Origin of the sequence: Paenarthrobacter sp. YAF11_1, from assembly GCF_052113445.1 — a bacterium.
In the GTDB taxonomy this organism is placed as follows: domain Bacteria; phylum Actinomycetota; class Actinomycetes; order Actinomycetales; family Micrococcaceae; genus Arthrobacter.
In genome coordinates, this window is record NZ_JBFRDF010000001.1 from 334,405 (window position 1) to 348,903 (window position 14,499).

Consider the following 14,499-nt stretch of genomic DNA (forward strand, 5'->3'; position numbering starts at 1 on the left):
TGTGGATAAACGCATCAAAAGGGGCCAACAGTGGCAAAATGGTGACATGCCCCGATTCCTGACTCTGGCGGATGTCGCCGAACAACTCCAAATCAACTCACCACAGGCCTACGCCTTGGTGCGAAGCGGCGAGTTGAAAGCGATCCAGGTTGGAGGGCGTGGACAATGGCGCATCGAGGAGACGATGCTTGAGCAGTACATCCAAGAGCGCTACGCAGAAACGAGCCGGATGATTCAGGAAGCCAAAACCAAGGCGAACCAGCCCTAGGGACTACAGCAGAGGGGCTACTCGCCGACTGCCGAGCAGAGGGCTGAAACAGCACTGAACGGGACGGTCACGACTGATGCCACGTTGCCTGCCCGCCGTACTTCACCGTCACGGACAACAGCCACGTCGAAGTGGTCCCGGCCGACCCTGTCGATAACACCGTTGACCTTGGCGCCATCTCCGGTCCGTGTGTTCAAATGAACTACCACTGCGGACCTGTCCCGGGCCAATGCTCTCAGGGCTGAGGCGATCCCTGGCAATTGCCGAACCGTCGACACAGGTTTAAGGGCCAGCCTCCCCAGACCTTGGAATGTGAGCACGGCCGCGAAGGGAACCAGCCATTGCCGCGAGCCCTCGGACAACACCAACCATTCGCCGCCCACACGGCCCAGCGCTCCATGAATGATGTTGCCGTCAGCGAGGAAGAGCTTGATCATGGAGCCAGCTGCACCACGGAGCCGATCACCCAGTTCGATCCCCGCAAGCTCAACTCTGGCCCGCTCGGTGATCTCCGATTCCGCCTCCAGGGCACGTCCGGCAGAAAATTGTGCTTCCAAGTCCTCAAAGAGAGAGTCCCATCTCATGTAATCAGACTAGGCTGCAACATGGAGGCACGGCGAATCATCCGTGACCCTGGCACCCAAATTGGACAGAAAGCCCGGGACGTGCCCACAATAGGCCTAACGATGTCAAAATGCATCAAAATGCATCAAACGAAGCTTGGGGGCTTTGAATGGCAAGAACGGTACGCAGCGACGCCTGCCTCGCTGCGACAATCCTGGGGCTTGGGCTGCTGCTCGTCTATGTGGGCGGCACGCTCTTGGACCAATGGCGGTCAGCAGATCATCGCCATCAGAACTTCTCTTTTGAGGACCTCCTCGGATTTGCAGCGAACGGTGCCGGCGTAGCGCTGGTAGCCTGGTGGGCCCTTTCCTTGCTGCTCGCCGTTTTCGCATCGCTGTTGCATGCGAGTGGACGGAAGAGGGGGGGGGCGAACGCCCTTGCCAAGTTCAGCCCTGCTTTCATGCTGCGGATTGCTGCAGCGGTGGTGAGCCTTAATCTCCTGGGTATCACCATGGCGCAAGCATCGCCTTCACCCGATCCTGGTTGGGGACCGGCACCCGCGGGTGTGGGAACCTCTCCCCACCCGGCGTGGACGCCGGAACCCGTTGCGGGACCGGCACTTTCATCACAGAGGTCCGTGGCCGGAAGCCCGGCAGTCGCGGGTGATCCACGCTGGAAGCCCAAAACCCCTGCAACCGATCCCGGGCTTCTAAGCCGCCCTTCGTCCAGGCAACAGATCTCTCCTGACGAAGCCGGCGTCGTCGTGAAGGCAGGAGACTCCTTATGGTCGCTGGCAGCGTCCCGGCTGGGTCCCTATGCAACGGACGTGGAGGTCGCCCTCATGTGGCCTAAGTGGTATGCCGCAAACCTCACCATCATCGGCGGCGACCCTTCAGTGTTGACTCCGGGTCAGATCCTGCGGCCGCCCGTACCTGGCTGACAGCCCGGGTCGTCCGACCCACCCCATGGCCCGCTCAGGGGCCGTATTCGGTGTATCAAACCAAGTTCAGCGTCATCCCAGAAGAAGCCACCAGAACAGAGCGTCCCCACACTCTTGTTCATGTAGTGAATACCTGAGGTATGACCATGACCGTTGCGACCGCAAGCCGGCCCGCGGGCCGACAAAGCACCCAACGAACATTTTCCGGCTACGGGTCGAGCGGTTCGGATATCGACGTTCGGCTGGTTGCGCGCAGTATCGCGCAGGCAGCTTTGGAAGTCCTGGCCGGGACACGCGCCCTAAGCCAGCTTTCCCGTTCCTTGGACCCTGACTGCTATACCTCCCTCCAGCACAGGGCGGCCCTCACCCGCAAGCACGCCGCCAGGCAACGGGGAAATCTGCAGCCCCACCGCAGCCCCATGGTCCGCTCCGTTCGGACCTGCTCCATCTCCGAAGATATTTGCGAGGCGAGCATTGTAGTTGCCGAGGAACTCAGGTGCCGCGCTGTAGCCATGAGGTTGGAACGCTTGGACGGCGTGTGGCGCGTCACGGCCCTGGAGATCGGCTAGAACTGGCGAATCCATCTGCGGGCAACAAAAAGGGTGGGCTCCGGACATTGAGTCCGGAGCCCACCCTTTGGAGTGAGCGTTATCCGTCATCGGAACAGCCATCGAAACGCTGCTGGCCGCCGTACGGTATCGGGTCAGCGACGCTTCTTTTTAGCCGGTTTCCGCTGATCCTGGCCAGCTGCCTTGGCTGGATTGCCGGACCGACCGGATGCCCGGCCCTCGATGCGTGTTTGGGTGGCGCCATCTTCGCCTGGGGCCGTGTACTGCAACTGGGCCGGCTTCTCCGGGGCCTCCAACCCCGCTGCCCGGATCTGGGGCTCATGATGTTCGGTGTGCGCCCCAGCTGCAGTATCGTCGGCCACGACAACGTCTTCGGCAGGTGTTACCTCCACCTCCAGGTTGTAGAGGAACCCGATGCTCTCTTCACGGATGGCTTCCATCATGCTCTGGAACATCACGAAACCTTCGCGCTGGTATTCCACCAGGGGATCGCGCTGGGCCATCGCCCGGAGACCAATACCCTCCTTGAGGTAATCCATCTCGTAAAGATGTTCCTGCCACTTGCGACCCAGGACCGAAAGCACAACACGGCGCTCAAGCTCGCGCATGCTCTCAGAGCCAATGGCCTCTTCGCGGGCCTGGTACACCAGCCGGGCATCCGAGAGGATCTCCTCTTTCAGGAACTCCGCAGTGACACGTGCCCTTCCGCCCGCTTCCTCAATGATTTCGTCGGCAGTAACGGTTGCCGGGTACAACGTCTTCAGGTTGGCCCAGAGCTGGTTGAAGTCCCAATCGTCACCCGTTCCCTCAGCAGTGGCGGCCTCGATGAGGGCGTTGATGGTGTCTTCAAGGAAGAACTGGACCTTCTCGTGGAGGTCGTCGCCTTCAAGGATTCGACGGCGGTCGCCATAGATCGCTTCGCGCTGCCGGTTGAGGACGTCGTCGTACTTAAGAACGTTTTTACGCTGTTCGGCGTTACGTCCTTCCACCTGGCCCTGGGCCGATGCGATGGCGCGGGAGACGAGCTTGGATTCAAGGGCAACATCATCGGGGACCGAGCTGTTCATGAGGCGTTCGGCCGCACCTGAGTTGAACAGCCTCATGAGGTCGTCCGTCAGCGACAGATAGAAGCGCGACTCACCGGGGTCACCCTGTCGGCCTGAACGGCCACGCAGCTGGTTGTCGATCCGGCGGGACTCGTGGCGCTCGGTTCCCAGGACGTAGAGTCCGCCAAGGTCCAGGACCTCTTCGTGTTCATCCTTGACCGCCTGCTTGGCTGCAGAAAGCGCTTCGGGCCAAGCGGCCTCGTACTCTTCCGAGTTCTCCTCGGGATCGAGCCCACGCTTTGCCAGCTCTGCAATAGCGGTAAATTCCGCGTTGCCGCCAAGCATGATGTCAGTACCGCGACCGGCCATGTTGGTGGCAACAGTGACGGCACCTTTTCGTCCGGCCTGCGCGACGATGGACGCTTCACGCGCGTGGTTCTTGGCGTTCAGTACTTCGTGTCGGATACCTTCCGTTGCCAGCAGCTTGGAGAGGTACTCGCTCTTCTCGACGCTGGTGGTGCCGACCAGCACAGGCTGGCCGTTCTCGTGCCTTTCGGCGATGTCCTGTACGACGGCGTCGAATTTCACGACTTCGTTCTTATAGACAAGGTCCGACTGGTCAATGCGCTGCATGTCGCGGTTGGTGGGGATGGGAACGACACCGAGCTTGTAGGTGCTCATGAATTCCGCGGCCTCAGTCTCAGCCGTGCCGGTCATGCCGGCAAGCTTCGAGTACATGCGGAAGTAGTTCTGCAGGGTCACGGTGGCGAGAGTCTGGTTCTCCGCCTTGATTTCGACATTTTCCTTGGCTTCGATGGCCTGGTGCATGCCTTCGTTGTAGCGGCGTCCGGCCAGGATACGGCCAGTGTGCTCGTCAACAATCAGGACCTCGCCGTCGAGGATGACGTAATCCTTATCCCGCTTGAACAGTTCCTTGGCCTTGATGGCGTTGTTGAGGAAGCCGATCAAGGGCGTGTTGGCTGATTCGTAGAGGTTTTGGATTCCGAGGTAGTCCTCCACCTTTTCGATACCGGCTTCGAGTACGCCTACGGTGCGTTTCTTTTCATCGACCTCGTAGTCGACTTCGGGCTGCAAGCGGAGTACGACTTTCGCGAATTCGCTGTACCAGCGGTTGGTGTCGCCCTGGGCAGGTCCGGAAATAATGAGCGGAGTACGGGCCTCATCGATCAGGATGGAGTCGACCTCATCCACGATCGCGAAATTGTGGCCGCGCTGAACCAGCTCGCTGGAATCCCAGGCCATGTTGTCACGCAGGTAGTCGAAGCCAAACTCGTTGTTGGTTCCGTAGGTGATGTCCGCGGCGTACTGCTGCCGGCGGACGGCAGGGTCCTGGTTGGACAGGATGCAGCCGCTGGTAAGTCCCAGGAACCTGTAAACGCGGCCCATGAGTTCGGACTGGTATTCGGCGAGGTAGTCGTTGACCGTGACGACGTGGACGCCCTTGCCCGCCAGCGCGTTCAGATACGCGGGGGCGGTAGCTACGAGGGTCTTGCCTTCACCGGTTTTCATTTCTGCGATGTTGCCCAGGTGAAGTGCGGCACCGCCCATCAGCTGGACATCGAAGTGGCGCATGCCCAAGGTGCGGGAAGAGGCCTCACGCACAGCGGCGAATGCTTCCGGCAGGAGGGCTTCCAGGGTCTCGCCGTCCTGGTGACGGGACCGGAGGTGGTCCGTCTCCTCGCGGAGTTCGGCGTCCGTGAAGGACTTGAAGGAGTCTTCCAGGGCATTGATGGAATCGGCATAGTTCCGCAATTGCTTGAGTGTCTTTTTGTCACCCGTGCGGAGAAGTTTTTCGATTAGTGATGCCACGTGAAATTGCTCCCAGTCTCATGCTGCCGAATTCTGGCTGTTTCAGTCTACGGGAGAGACCAGCGCCACGTTGCCGCGTTCCCCTCTGAGCGGACTGTCCGATTGCAGCAGTCCGCCCCGGCCATCAGCGCGGTCCGCCACAGCGTCGGCGAGAGCTGCGGCGAGGTCACCCACGGGCCACACCACTATGTCCTGCAGCCTGAGCCAGGCGGCCATGAGTTCCAGCTCGGCAGCAAGTTCGACGGCGGTATCCGCCGGAGCGCCCACCTCGGCAAACGCTGAGCGCACCAGGAGCTGGCCGGTCGCGCGGTCGGCTTTCAGGTCAACTCTTGCGACGACCCCGTCCCTGAGGAGGAACGGCAGAACGTAGTAGCCGAACTGGCGCTTCGCCGCGGGGGTGTAGATCTCAATTCGATAGTGAAAGCCGAACAGTTCCTCAAGACGCCGTCGCTCAAAGACCAGCGAGTCGAAGGGGCTCAACAGTGCACGGCCGGCCGCGCTGCGCGGAATCCTGGCACTGGAATGCTTGTAGGTTTCCCTGTCCCAACCACGCACTGAGACTGGGTGAAGGCGCCCTGCGCGCACCAATCGTTGGACCGAGTCAGCTCCAGCCTTCAGGGGCGTACGGAAGTAGTCGGAAAAGCAGCGGACAGTGCCGATGCCATGGGCTTGGGCGGCCGCATCCATCAGGCGGTCGAGCGATTCTTCGGAAGTGCCCCCGGGCTGTGGCATGTCGGGAACAACCCTCGAGGTCAAGGTGTACTTGCGTTCGAATTGCTGTGTCCGTGAGGCGGCAGAAATCCGGCCCTGCTCAAACAGGTGTTCCAAGACCCGCTTGACGATATTCCAATTCCAGCCCCAGTTCCCACGGTCAGCTTCTTCGTCGTGTCCGAGTTCGGCCGTCAGTTCCGAGGCCGTCATGGGGCGTCCGGCAGTGAGAGCAGCGAGAATGCGGCCTTCCATATCCTGACGGACAAGGGGTTCAAGGTTATGGGCGCCCACCCACGCTCGCTTTTGCCAGACCAAGAGGTCGTGAAAGTGCTCAGGGCGGATAAAGCTTGCTTCGTGTGCCCAATACTCCATCATCCTGCGGGGTTTCCGCCCGGCCATGACGTGGAGGATACGGGGGTCGTAGTCACCCAGCCGGGAGAAAAACGGAAGGTAGTGGCTTCGTGCCACGACGTTCACGGAATCGATCTGGACAAGCTGGATTTGGGCAAAGGTCCGGCCCACCGCCCGTGCTGTCACGGGGCCGGCGGGCCGGACCTTCGCCAATCCTTGAGCTGCCAACGCGATCCGCCGTGCCTGTGCCAGGCTCAGCGAAACGGTCACGGAAGTCCCTTCATTCAGGAAATATGGCCCTACTTGGCCGTGGACGCCTGATCATCGGAACGGTAGGCGTGGATCTTCTCTTCCACGGCTTCCTCGCCGGGTTCGCAGGTGGAGTCGAGGGTGATCACACCGTAAGTCCACCCACTGCGCCGGTAGACAACCGACGGTGCATTGGTTTCCTTGTCCAGGAAGAGGTAGAAGTTGTGGCCAACGAGTTCCATATTGTCCACAGCGTCATCCAGTGTCAGGGAGGCTGCGGGGAAGACTTTCCGTCGGATCAGGACGGGTGAATCGCCTGCCGGAATGTCGTTCTCAATCTCGTAAGGCGAACGCTCGTCGGCCGTCGGAACGGGTTCTTGGTGGTTGCTCGCCTCGACGTAGAGCGGTTCGCTCGCGCTGGCTGGCTCAAGTGTTGCTGTGGCCTCCCGCACGGCTTTCGGCGTGTGGCGTCCGTGGTGCACCTTTTTCCGGTCCTTCGCACGGCGAAGCCTCTCAAGAAGCTTGTTGTACGCGAGATCGAAGGCAGCGAATTTGTCAGCGGCTGTGGCCTCGGCACGGATGACGGGGCCGCGGCCCAGGACTGTCACTTCTACGGTGAGCTGGCCCGGCGTCTGCCGCGGGTTGGTTTCCTTGGAAACTTTGGCGTCGACTCGCTGGACCTTGTCCCCCAGCGATTCAATCTTTGAGATTTTCTCGCCGGCGTATTCGCGAAAGCGGTCAGAAACTGTGAGATTTCGTCCGCTGATCATGAACTCCATGGTGCCCTCCAAATAACTCAGGTGACACGACAACGACGCTGTTAGGGGCTTGTCTGACGGACAGTCGAGCCCCTTTCCGAGCCGCTATCGACAGGTACATCTGTTCTTGGTACCCACAACCGACGTTAGTTCATCGCCACGCGTTATTCATCCTTTAGTCACTTATTTTTTGATTGAGTCTTAAGGACTTAACAGGGATCGCCCCTTGCTGTGTCGAGAGCATAGGCTGGTGGCCTCGTGGCCGCGAGGACAACAGCGCCGCAGACCACCCCACCCGCGGCTTCCACCGCCCGAATCGCTTCCGCAAGCGTGGCGCCGGTAGTGAGGACATCGTCCACGAGAATGCATTTCCTGCCCCTGATCTCCTTGAGGCATCGGCTTCGTACCCGCATGGATCCGCGGACCCTGCTGGCCCGCGCACCACGCCCCAGTCCTTTTTGGCCGGAACCGGAACCCCGCGTCCCCTTGCCGGCCAACGAATCGGCGGCCCGGGCAAACAGAGTCCTGATCAAATCCCTGTTGATGTACGTTGCCGGCGGGTCGCTTCTCTTCACAAGCGCGTCAATGCTTGGGCATCCCGGCAGTATGCCTCGCATCCGCAAGCAGAACAACAAGAGGTGCAGCGGACTGAATCCCCGTTTGCGGTATGCCCGGCCTCTTGTAGGAATTGGTACAAGACAGAATCCGGATTCGCCTCCGACAGCTTGTTCCACCGCCTTGCCCAGACATGGCGCCAAGACCCCGGCCAAGCGCCACTGACCGAAGCGTTTAAAAGACAAGATGCACTGCGCCAGTTCATCCCGGTAGGGGCCTGCGGCCACCACCCCAAGCTTCACTGTGCCATCCATCTCAACCAACGCGGGCGATTCCTGTTCTGCGCGGAATGGTTGGCTGCAGAGTTGGCGGACGCGCTTTGCGCAGCCTCCACATAAGACTGTGTCCTCCACTGAACAGCAGACACAATCCACCGGGACCAGCAGTCCAAGCAGGTCGACGGCGGTCCCCTGGAGTGCAGCCAGGAAGCGGCCCATGCCATGTTGGTCCGGACCACGACGACGAGCCCTGACGGGATCCACCGGGTGGAGGTCCGGGTCGCGTGCCCTCACGGGCTGCCGCACACGCTTACGGATACCAGGGCCGGAAGCAGCGCCTTGGACAGAGCCTGTCCCAACCACGGAGCCAGTCTCAATGACAGAGCCGGTCCGCATGCATGCCGTGGTCCCCTTTTTTGGTGTGATCATGGTGCCAGCCTGCGCGGACGCAGGCCCGGCCGGAAGACGCGTGCCGCCCTATGTGGACATCCGGCACGACATTTTACGGCGGCCTAGCCGGGAAATGCGGGCTCCGTGGGTCCTTTAAGTTGGAGCTCCCACCCGTTGCCGACCCGTTGGAACACTCCGTCCTCGGATTGCCCATAAATCTGCTCGGAGCCGTTGCCGGCGCTGAGGCTGGTCAAGGCATCCCAAGGGGCCAATTGCTGCGGCTCACCCGATTCAAGCGAAAGCAGCTCAGGTACCACCGTTGCCGTGGCCGAGCCTGACATCACCGCCACCGTTGAACTGTTAACCCAGACTCCCTGATCAGCAGAGCCTGTACTGACCAACGTGATGGGCGCAGTGAGATCTTTGGGAACGCCGTCGGCATTCCGGACTATTCCCGTAATCTGCACCGTTGATTTACCGTTTGCTTCAGAAATGACCAGCGCCCTGGTCCCTTCCCGGGAAACCCTGAAGTCCCGAACGGTTCGTCCTGACAGCCAAGCAGGAGTGATGGTGACATTGGGAATGGCCATGCCCGGTGCAATGCCCGTGGGTTTGAAGGCCACCACTTCGGCGGCCCCGTTGGCACCCGGCCCTGCTGTCCATACCCAGTCGTGGGGGCTGAACGAGGGCCCGGTGAGCGTGCTCCTGGTAGTCAACTGGCGCGCGGGCTGACCTGGTTCGATTGCATACAGGGTCGTCTTGTCACCGTTGAGGAACGCGGCTGTTTGGGACACCGGGGACTCGGCCGGCGAGTGGGGTCCCAGCCCGGACACGGGTTGCATGTCAGGAAGTGGAGTCATTCTGTTGTTCTCATAGCGCACCAAATCCCCGTTGCTCACAGCAATCTGGCGGGCCGGTACGCTCTTGTCCACCACGGGAGGCAACACCGTACCGTTGTCCTCGACCCTTACCAGGTCCTGATCCGCCCGCAGTTGGACGTTGATGACATCGGGCTGGTCACGAAAGGTCAAGGCCAATTGGTTCTGCATCCTCTGGCGGTCCTCCGCCGAGGCATCAAAAAGTTCCTTGGCAGACAGGTCCACCTGAGCGGAGCCAGACACCACCGGCACGGATTCCCGTGCGAGTTTCATACCGGAAGGGAAGGCACTGACAACTGCCCCGCGAAGGTAGGGAGCAGGGCCTGCCAGCACTGCAGACGTCATGGACTTGACCGTGTTCTTCTTGATGAACCACCGGTAGTCGGGCACGGCATAGGTAAACGTGGGGTCATAAAAATAGATGGGGAAGGCCCCGTAAATGACCTTGAACGTCTCTTCCGGTATGGCCGTCCCGTCGGGCACCTTGGAAATCCGCCATTGGCCTTCCACCTGCTCGAGAGTCAGCGGAATGGTCTCCTTGGTACCCGGCGGGAATTGCGTTGCCACGCCATCGGCATCCACTGAATAGGCGAGGTCCAATTCGTAGAGGTACTCGTTCTCCCCCGCGGCCTTGACTACCTGCGCCTCACGGAAAACGATGGCCCGCTTGTCTGGTTTCCAGGTAACGGACTGTGCCTGCGTCAGGTACTGGCGTGCAACAGGGTAATCGTCCTCATAACCGCTGCCCGCCATGTAGAAGTCCTCGATCACGGTCTCCGGACTCGACCCTGCACGCGGGGCAGCCGGAAAGAAGACCGGCGCATTGGGATTGCCAGCGCCCTCGTCCTTGCTCTTGCCAACAGGACCGGACCGGGGAATCTGCGCACAGGAAGCCAATAAAACCATCAGCACCGCCAGGACGACTACAACCGCACGTGAACGCCGGAGACGCACCATGTTCAGTCCCTCTCCCCTGCTGAGCCCTCATCAAATGCAGGCTTTCCGGCGCCGGAGTGGGCCGATTTCGGGACACTTCCGGATTCTGCGCCCAGGATGAGCATGTGCCGCTCGCTTGCGGTGCCAGGGAATTCAATGTCCGCAGGTTCGAGCTGAAGCGGTGATTTCACGATGGTGCCGCCCTGCCGAAGGGGGAGGGTCAACCGGAAATTGGAACCGGATCCTTTGCGGCCCCAAGCCTGAAGCCAGCCGTTGTGCAGTTTGGTGTCCTCGGCTGCGATGGAGAGACCCAGGCCGCTGCCGCCGGTGGTCCGGGCGCGTGCAGGATCTGCGCGCCAGAATCGGTCGAATACCCTCGCTGCCTCTGTTTGCGTCATTCCAATGCCGTGGTCCCTCACGGAAACGGCCACAGCATCGTGGTTGGCTGCCACGGAAATCTGAATCGGGTTGCCTTCTCCATGTTCCAGGGCATTGAGCAGCAAATTGCGGAGAATCCGCTCAATCCGCCGGGAGTCCATCTCCACGACGATGCTCTTTTGCCGGGCATTCAGCCTGACCTCTGAGCCGTATTCCGCGGCGACAGGTGCGGCGCCTTCCATCACGTGGGAGATGACTTGGAAAATGTCCTGGGGTTCTGCATCCAAAACAGCTGCCCCGGCGTCGAAGCGGGAGATCTCCAGCAAGTCGGAAAGCAACGACTGAAACCGCTCAACTTGGTGGTAAAGCAGCTCGGCCGACCTTTTGTTCATGGGGTCGAAGTCGTCACGGGCGTCGAAGAGGACCTCGGCAGCCATTCGGACCGTAGTGAGCGGTGTCCGCAGCTCGTGCGAGACATCGGAGACGAACCGCTGCTGCATTTGCGACAAAGTGGCCAGTTGCGTGATCTGCTCCTGCAGGCTGGCTGCCATGTGGTTGAACGAAGCGCCCAATCTCGCGACCTCGTCCTCGCCTTTGACCACCATGCGCTCCTGGAGCTGGCCTGCCGCGAGCTTTTCGGAGACCACAGCGGCGTGGCTGACAGGACTGACCACATTGCGTGTGACATACCAGGCGATGGCGCCGATCATGAGTACCAGCGCTGCCCCGCCCGCCCAGAGGACGTTCTGGATTTCGTCCAACGTCTGCTGGGCGGTGTTGAGGTCGTAGATCAGGTAGAGCTCATAGGACGTGCCGTTGAACGTCACCATGTTTCCGACCGCTATGCCTGGGCGGTCCTCATTGCCGACGGGGAATTGGGTGGAGGCCCAGAACTGCTGCTTGCCACCTTCCTGGACTGCCTTTCGCAACTCCGGCGGTATGACCCGGACCGTCAGTTGATCGGACGCGCGTGACTCGACCCAGCGATTGCGGGGCTTGGTCTGTTCAGGTTTCGCTTCAAAGACGTAGCGGCGTTGGATCACCGAACCGCGACCTTCGACGGCAGTCAGAGTGTCGTAGACCAGGGTGATGACGCTGGACTGATCGGTGACTTGGGCGCCGTCGAACGTGTCTTGAACCTGCTTGACGTTGTAGCGCGACTCGGATTCCGCTTGGGCCAGACGTTCCTGGAAAAGGTTGTTGGCGATCTGGTTGGACAGGTAGGCGCCCACGATGGCGAAGGATGTCACTGCCAGCAGCAAGGTGGTCAGGACTGTCCTGAACTCCAGCGACCGCCGCCAGCGCCGGAGCACTGAGCGCCAGAGGTAGCGAAGCCCTGGTCTGATCTGCCGGATTCCGAGGGACACCAGCCGCGAAACCCGCAGAACCAGGATGAGTCCGCGTCGCGTCCAGATCCGCGCCCGGGTAAGAATCCACGGCAGGGTCCGCACGCTCCGTTCCGGTTCACCTGAGGCAGCTGGTTGCATCGCCGACGACGGGTCAGACGGGTCAGGCGACAGATTGGGGGTCGTTGACGCAGCCGGTGTCACTTGGTGGACACCGGCCCCCTCCCGACCCTGGGTATCAGGGCCCTGTCCTGCCGCGCCGGTCTTGCCGACCGGGGACTCAGGAACCTGCTTTATATCCGACACCACGCACCGTCAAAACGACCTCGGGCGCCTCCGGGTCGCGTTCGATCTTGGACCGCAGCCGCTGGACGTGGACGTTGACCAAACGCGTGTCCGCAGCATGGCGGTAGCCCCAAACCTGCTCAAGGAGGAGTTCGCGGGTAAAGACCTGCCACGGCTTCCGCGCCAGTGCCACCAGGAGATCGAACTCCAGGGGGGTCAGCGAAATCCGTTCGCCGCCGCGGGTGACCAAGTGGCCGGCGACGTCGATGGTCACGTCAGCAATACGCAGGGTTTCGGGAGCCTTCTGATCGCCCGGGCGGAGGCGCGCACGAACACGCGCCACAAGCTCGGCGGGCTTAAAAGGCTTGGGTACGTAATCGTCGGCACCGGATTCAAGGCCCCGGACCACATCGGAGGTATCGGACTTTGCCGTGAGCATGACAATGGGGACGTCGGACTCACCGCGGATTTGCCGGCACACCTCGATGCCGTCGGATCCAGGCAGCATGAGGTCCAGCAGCACCAAGTCCGGCTTGGAGGAACGGAAGACCTCCAGGGCCTGGCCACCATCTGCGCAGAACACCGGCTCGAAGCCATCATTGCGCAAGACGATGCCAATCATCTCTGCGAGCGCTTCGTCGTCGTCAACTACCAGAATGCGTGCCTTCATAGTTATATATTCCCTTATCACCAAGTCTTTGTCCCGTTGGGCACGGCGCACGGCATGGCGCCCCAAGGGCAACTTCCACCGTACTGCACAACAACGGTGGCCCGCCTGTCATGGCTGGCCGGCCATCAGGCTATGAGGGACGACGGCGGGACTATAGGCTGGGTGCCAAGGTCCGAATGGGGGACGTCGGATGCCGGCGCGCCGGGTCTTATGGGGAGGATATCGTGTCACAGCCAGAGCATGGCCACCAGCCATCGCCGGGTAATCAGCCCGGGTGGGGCAACCAGCCGCAGTGGGGCGGTCCCCCGGCGTGGGCGGCTCCCCAGAGCGGTGGACAATACGGCCAGGGCGAACCGGCACCCGGTTGGCCGCCGGGCCCTCCTTACGGACAACCCCTCTACGTCGCTCCTCCCAAGCCGGGCATTATTCCCTTGCGTCCGCTGCAGTTCGGCGAGATCCTGGATGGCTCGTTCCAGACGATCCGTCGCAACGCTGCTTCCATGTTTGGATCAGCGCTGATCGTACAAGCACTTGGCGCGGTGTTCATCGGGATCGTCACAGTGGGAATGTTCCAGCTCTCGATGTCCTTTGAATCCGTCAGCACTGAGGCGGAATTCACCGAAGCCATGGGTCCTTTCCTGGCCATCATGGCCGGCACTTTGGGTGTCTCGGTGCTGATCGGTTTTCTAGGTTCGGTCCTTCAGGGGGTCCTGGTGGTGCCGGTGGCGCGATCGGTCCTCAACCGGCGTACAGGCTTCAAGCAGATGTGGAAACTTGCCGGCCGAAAGATCTGGCCACTGCTGGGCGTTGCTGCCCTGCTGACACTCGGCGGGCTCGTGGCAGCAACAGCGGTGGTGGGGATTACGGTGCTGTTGTTCACTGCCATGGGACCCGCGGCCTTGCTCATTGTCCTGCCACTGGGCCTTGGGTCGGTGGTGGCCTTCGTTTGGATCGGGCTGAAGTTGATGCTGGCGCCCGCGGCGATCGTGGTTGAGCGGACAGGCGTCTTTGGCGGACTTCGCAGGTCCTGGCAGCTGACCAGGAACAACTGGTGGCGGATCTTTGGTATTACCCTTGTGGTCGCCATCATGGTGGGCGTCATCGCCCAGATAGTCCAGATCCCGGCCTCCTTGGCAGCGGCGGCCATTGGTGAGGTGGTTACTCCCCACCCGGACGCTGAGTCGGTTGCCTCCACTCTGGTGATCACCACTGTGATTTCTTCAGCGATCGGCGCCTTGGTGGGGTCCGTGACGTTCGCTTTCCAAGCCTCGGTGTTCGCCTTGATCTATATGGATCTGCGGATGCGCCGGGATGGTTTGGACGTTGAGCTGATGCGGTTGATGGAAACCGGCGCCGATCCTGATGGCGTGCCGGGCGGACCGTCGACCCAACCCGGAAACCCGACCCAGCCCCAAGCCCCCCTGTGGCCACCGAACGGCGGGCAGTACCCGCCTCCTCCTCCGTCCGGGCCACGGCCACCGGCATGATGCTGAGCCT

At 61.3% G+C, this 14,499-nt stretch carries 12 protein-coding genes; 4 read left to right on the plus strand and 8 right to left on the minus strand.

The genetic code is table 11. From position 1 onward, the window contains the following. Nucleotides 1-46: 46 nt before the first annotated feature. The gene (locus AB4Y77_RS01630) at nt 47-268 is read left to right on the plus strand and encodes a helix-turn-helix domain-containing protein (protein WP_311212731.1); all 222 of its coding nucleotides are present in this window, start codon (nt 47-49) and stop codon (nt 266-268) included. Between the two features lie 17 nt (nt 269-285). Here AB4Y77_RS01630 and AB4Y77_RS01635 read toward each other — a convergent pair whose 3' ends face one another. Then, nucleotides 286-852 (minus strand): hypothetical protein, encoded by a 567-nt coding sequence (locus AB4Y77_RS01635; protein WP_442012785.1) that lies wholly within the window; start codon nt 850-852, stop codon nt 286-288. 149 nt (nt 853-1,001) lie between these two features. Here AB4Y77_RS01635 and AB4Y77_RS01640 point away from each other — a divergent pair, with 149 nt between their 5' ends. Together AB4Y77_RS01640 and AB4Y77_RS01645 are read left to right on the plus strand one after the other, a co-directional pair. Further along, nucleotides 1,002-1,772 (plus strand): LysM peptidoglycan-binding domain-containing protein, encoded by a 771-nt coding sequence (locus AB4Y77_RS01640; protein ID WP_442012786.1) that lies wholly within the window; start codon nt 1,002-1,004, stop codon nt 1,770-1,772. Between the two features lie 146 nt (nt 1,773-1,918). Next, entirely contained in the window at nt 1,919-2,341 is a 423-nt protein-coding gene (locus AB4Y77_RS01645) for an Rv3235 family protein (RefSeq protein ID WP_311212734.1), read from the plus strand. A 134-nt stretch (nt 2,342-2,475) separates the two neighbouring features. On the opposite strand, the gene secA is transcribed toward AB4Y77_RS01645, so the two are convergent. The 7 genes from secA to mtrA all read right to left on the minus strand — a co-directional run bounded on the left by secA (nt 2,476) and on the right by mtrA (nt 13,002). Then, nucleotides 2,476-5,217, minus strand: coding sequence for a preprotein translocase subunit SecA (gene secA, locus AB4Y77_RS01650; protein ID WP_442012787.1), 2,742 nt, complete (start codon nt 5,215-5,217; stop codon nt 2,476-2,478). Between the two features lie 42 nt (nt 5,218-5,259). After that, nucleotides 5,260-6,549, minus strand: coding sequence for a winged helix-turn-helix domain-containing protein (locus AB4Y77_RS01655; RefSeq protein WP_442012788.1), 1,290 nt, complete (start codon nt 6,547-6,549; stop codon nt 5,260-5,262). Between the two features lie 29 nt (nt 6,550-6,578). Then, nucleotides 6,579-7,307 (minus strand): ribosome hibernation-promoting factor, HPF/YfiA family, encoded by a 729-nt coding sequence (gene hpf, locus AB4Y77_RS01660; RefSeq protein WP_311212737.1) that lies wholly within the window; start codon nt 7,305-7,307, stop codon nt 6,579-6,581. A gap of 188 nt (nt 7,308-7,495) precedes the next feature. Continuing rightward, nucleotides 7,496-8,548, minus strand: coding sequence for a ComF family protein (locus AB4Y77_RS01665; protein ID WP_442012789.1), 1,053 nt, complete (start codon nt 8,546-8,548; stop codon nt 7,496-7,498). Nucleotides 8,549-8,631: 83 nt separating this feature from the next. Beyond that, nucleotides 8,632-10,344 (minus strand): LpqB family beta-propeller domain-containing protein, encoded by a 1,713-nt coding sequence (locus AB4Y77_RS01670; RefSeq protein ID WP_311212739.1) that lies wholly within the window; start codon nt 10,342-10,344, stop codon nt 8,632-8,634. 2 nt (nt 10,345-10,346) lie between these two features. Then, nucleotides 10,347-12,188, minus strand: coding sequence for an MtrAB system histidine kinase MtrB (gene mtrB, locus AB4Y77_RS01675; protein WP_396136296.1), 1,842 nt, complete (start codon nt 12,186-12,188; stop codon nt 10,347-10,349). Nucleotides 12,189-12,327: 139 nt separating this feature from the next. Continuing rightward, the gene (mtrA, locus tag AB4Y77_RS01680; RefSeq protein WP_014922244.1) at nt 12,328-13,002 is read right to left on the minus strand and encodes an MtrAB system response regulator MtrA; all 675 of its coding nucleotides are present in this window, start codon (nt 13,000-13,002) and stop codon (nt 12,328-12,330) included. 224 nt (nt 13,003-13,226) lie between these two features. Between mtrA and AB4Y77_RS01685 the strand changes: the two genes are divergently transcribed. Then, complete coding sequence (locus tag AB4Y77_RS01685; RefSeq protein WP_442012790.1) at nt 13,227-14,489, plus strand: DUF7847 domain-containing protein; 1,263 nt, start codon at nt 13,227-13,229, stop codon at nt 14,487-14,489. Nucleotides 14,490-14,499: the final 10 nt, after the last annotated feature.

Excerpts from the sequence above, each read along its gene's own strand:
- mtrB (WP_396136296.1), bottom strand. The coding sequence starts at position 12,188 with ATGCAACCAGCTGCCTCAGGTGAACCGGAACGGAGCGTGCGGACCCTG.
- mtrA (WP_014922244.1), bottom strand. The coding sequence starts at position 13,002 with ATGAAGGCACGCATTCTGGTAGTTGACGACGACGAAGCGCTCGCAGAG.
- AB4Y77_RS01670 (WP_311212739.1), bottom strand. The coding sequence starts at position 10,344 with ATGGTGCGTCTCCGGCGTTCACGTGCGGTTGTAGTCGTCCTGGCGGTG.
- hpf (WP_311212737.1), bottom strand. The coding sequence starts at position 7,307 with ATGGAGTTCATGATCAGCGGACGAAATCTCACAGTTTCTGACCGCTTT.
- AB4Y77_RS01640 (WP_442012786.1), top strand. The coding sequence starts at position 1,002 with ATGGCAAGAACGGTACGCAGCGACGCCTGCCTCGCTGCGACAATCCTG.
- AB4Y77_RS01630 (WP_311212731.1), top strand. The coding sequence starts at position 47 with ATGCCCCGATTCCTGACTCTGGCGGATGTCGCCGAACAACTCCAAATC.
- AB4Y77_RS01645 (WP_311212734.1), top strand. The coding sequence starts at position 1,919 with ATGACCGTTGCGACCGCAAGCCGGCCCGCGGGCCGACAAAGCACCCAA.
- AB4Y77_RS01665 (WP_442012789.1), bottom strand. The coding sequence starts at position 8,548 with ATGATCACACCAAAAAAGGGGACCACGGCATGCATGCGGACCGGCTCT.
- AB4Y77_RS01635 (WP_442012785.1), bottom strand. The coding sequence starts at position 852 with ATGAGATGGGACTCTCTCTTTGAGGACTTGGAAGCACAATTTTCTGCC.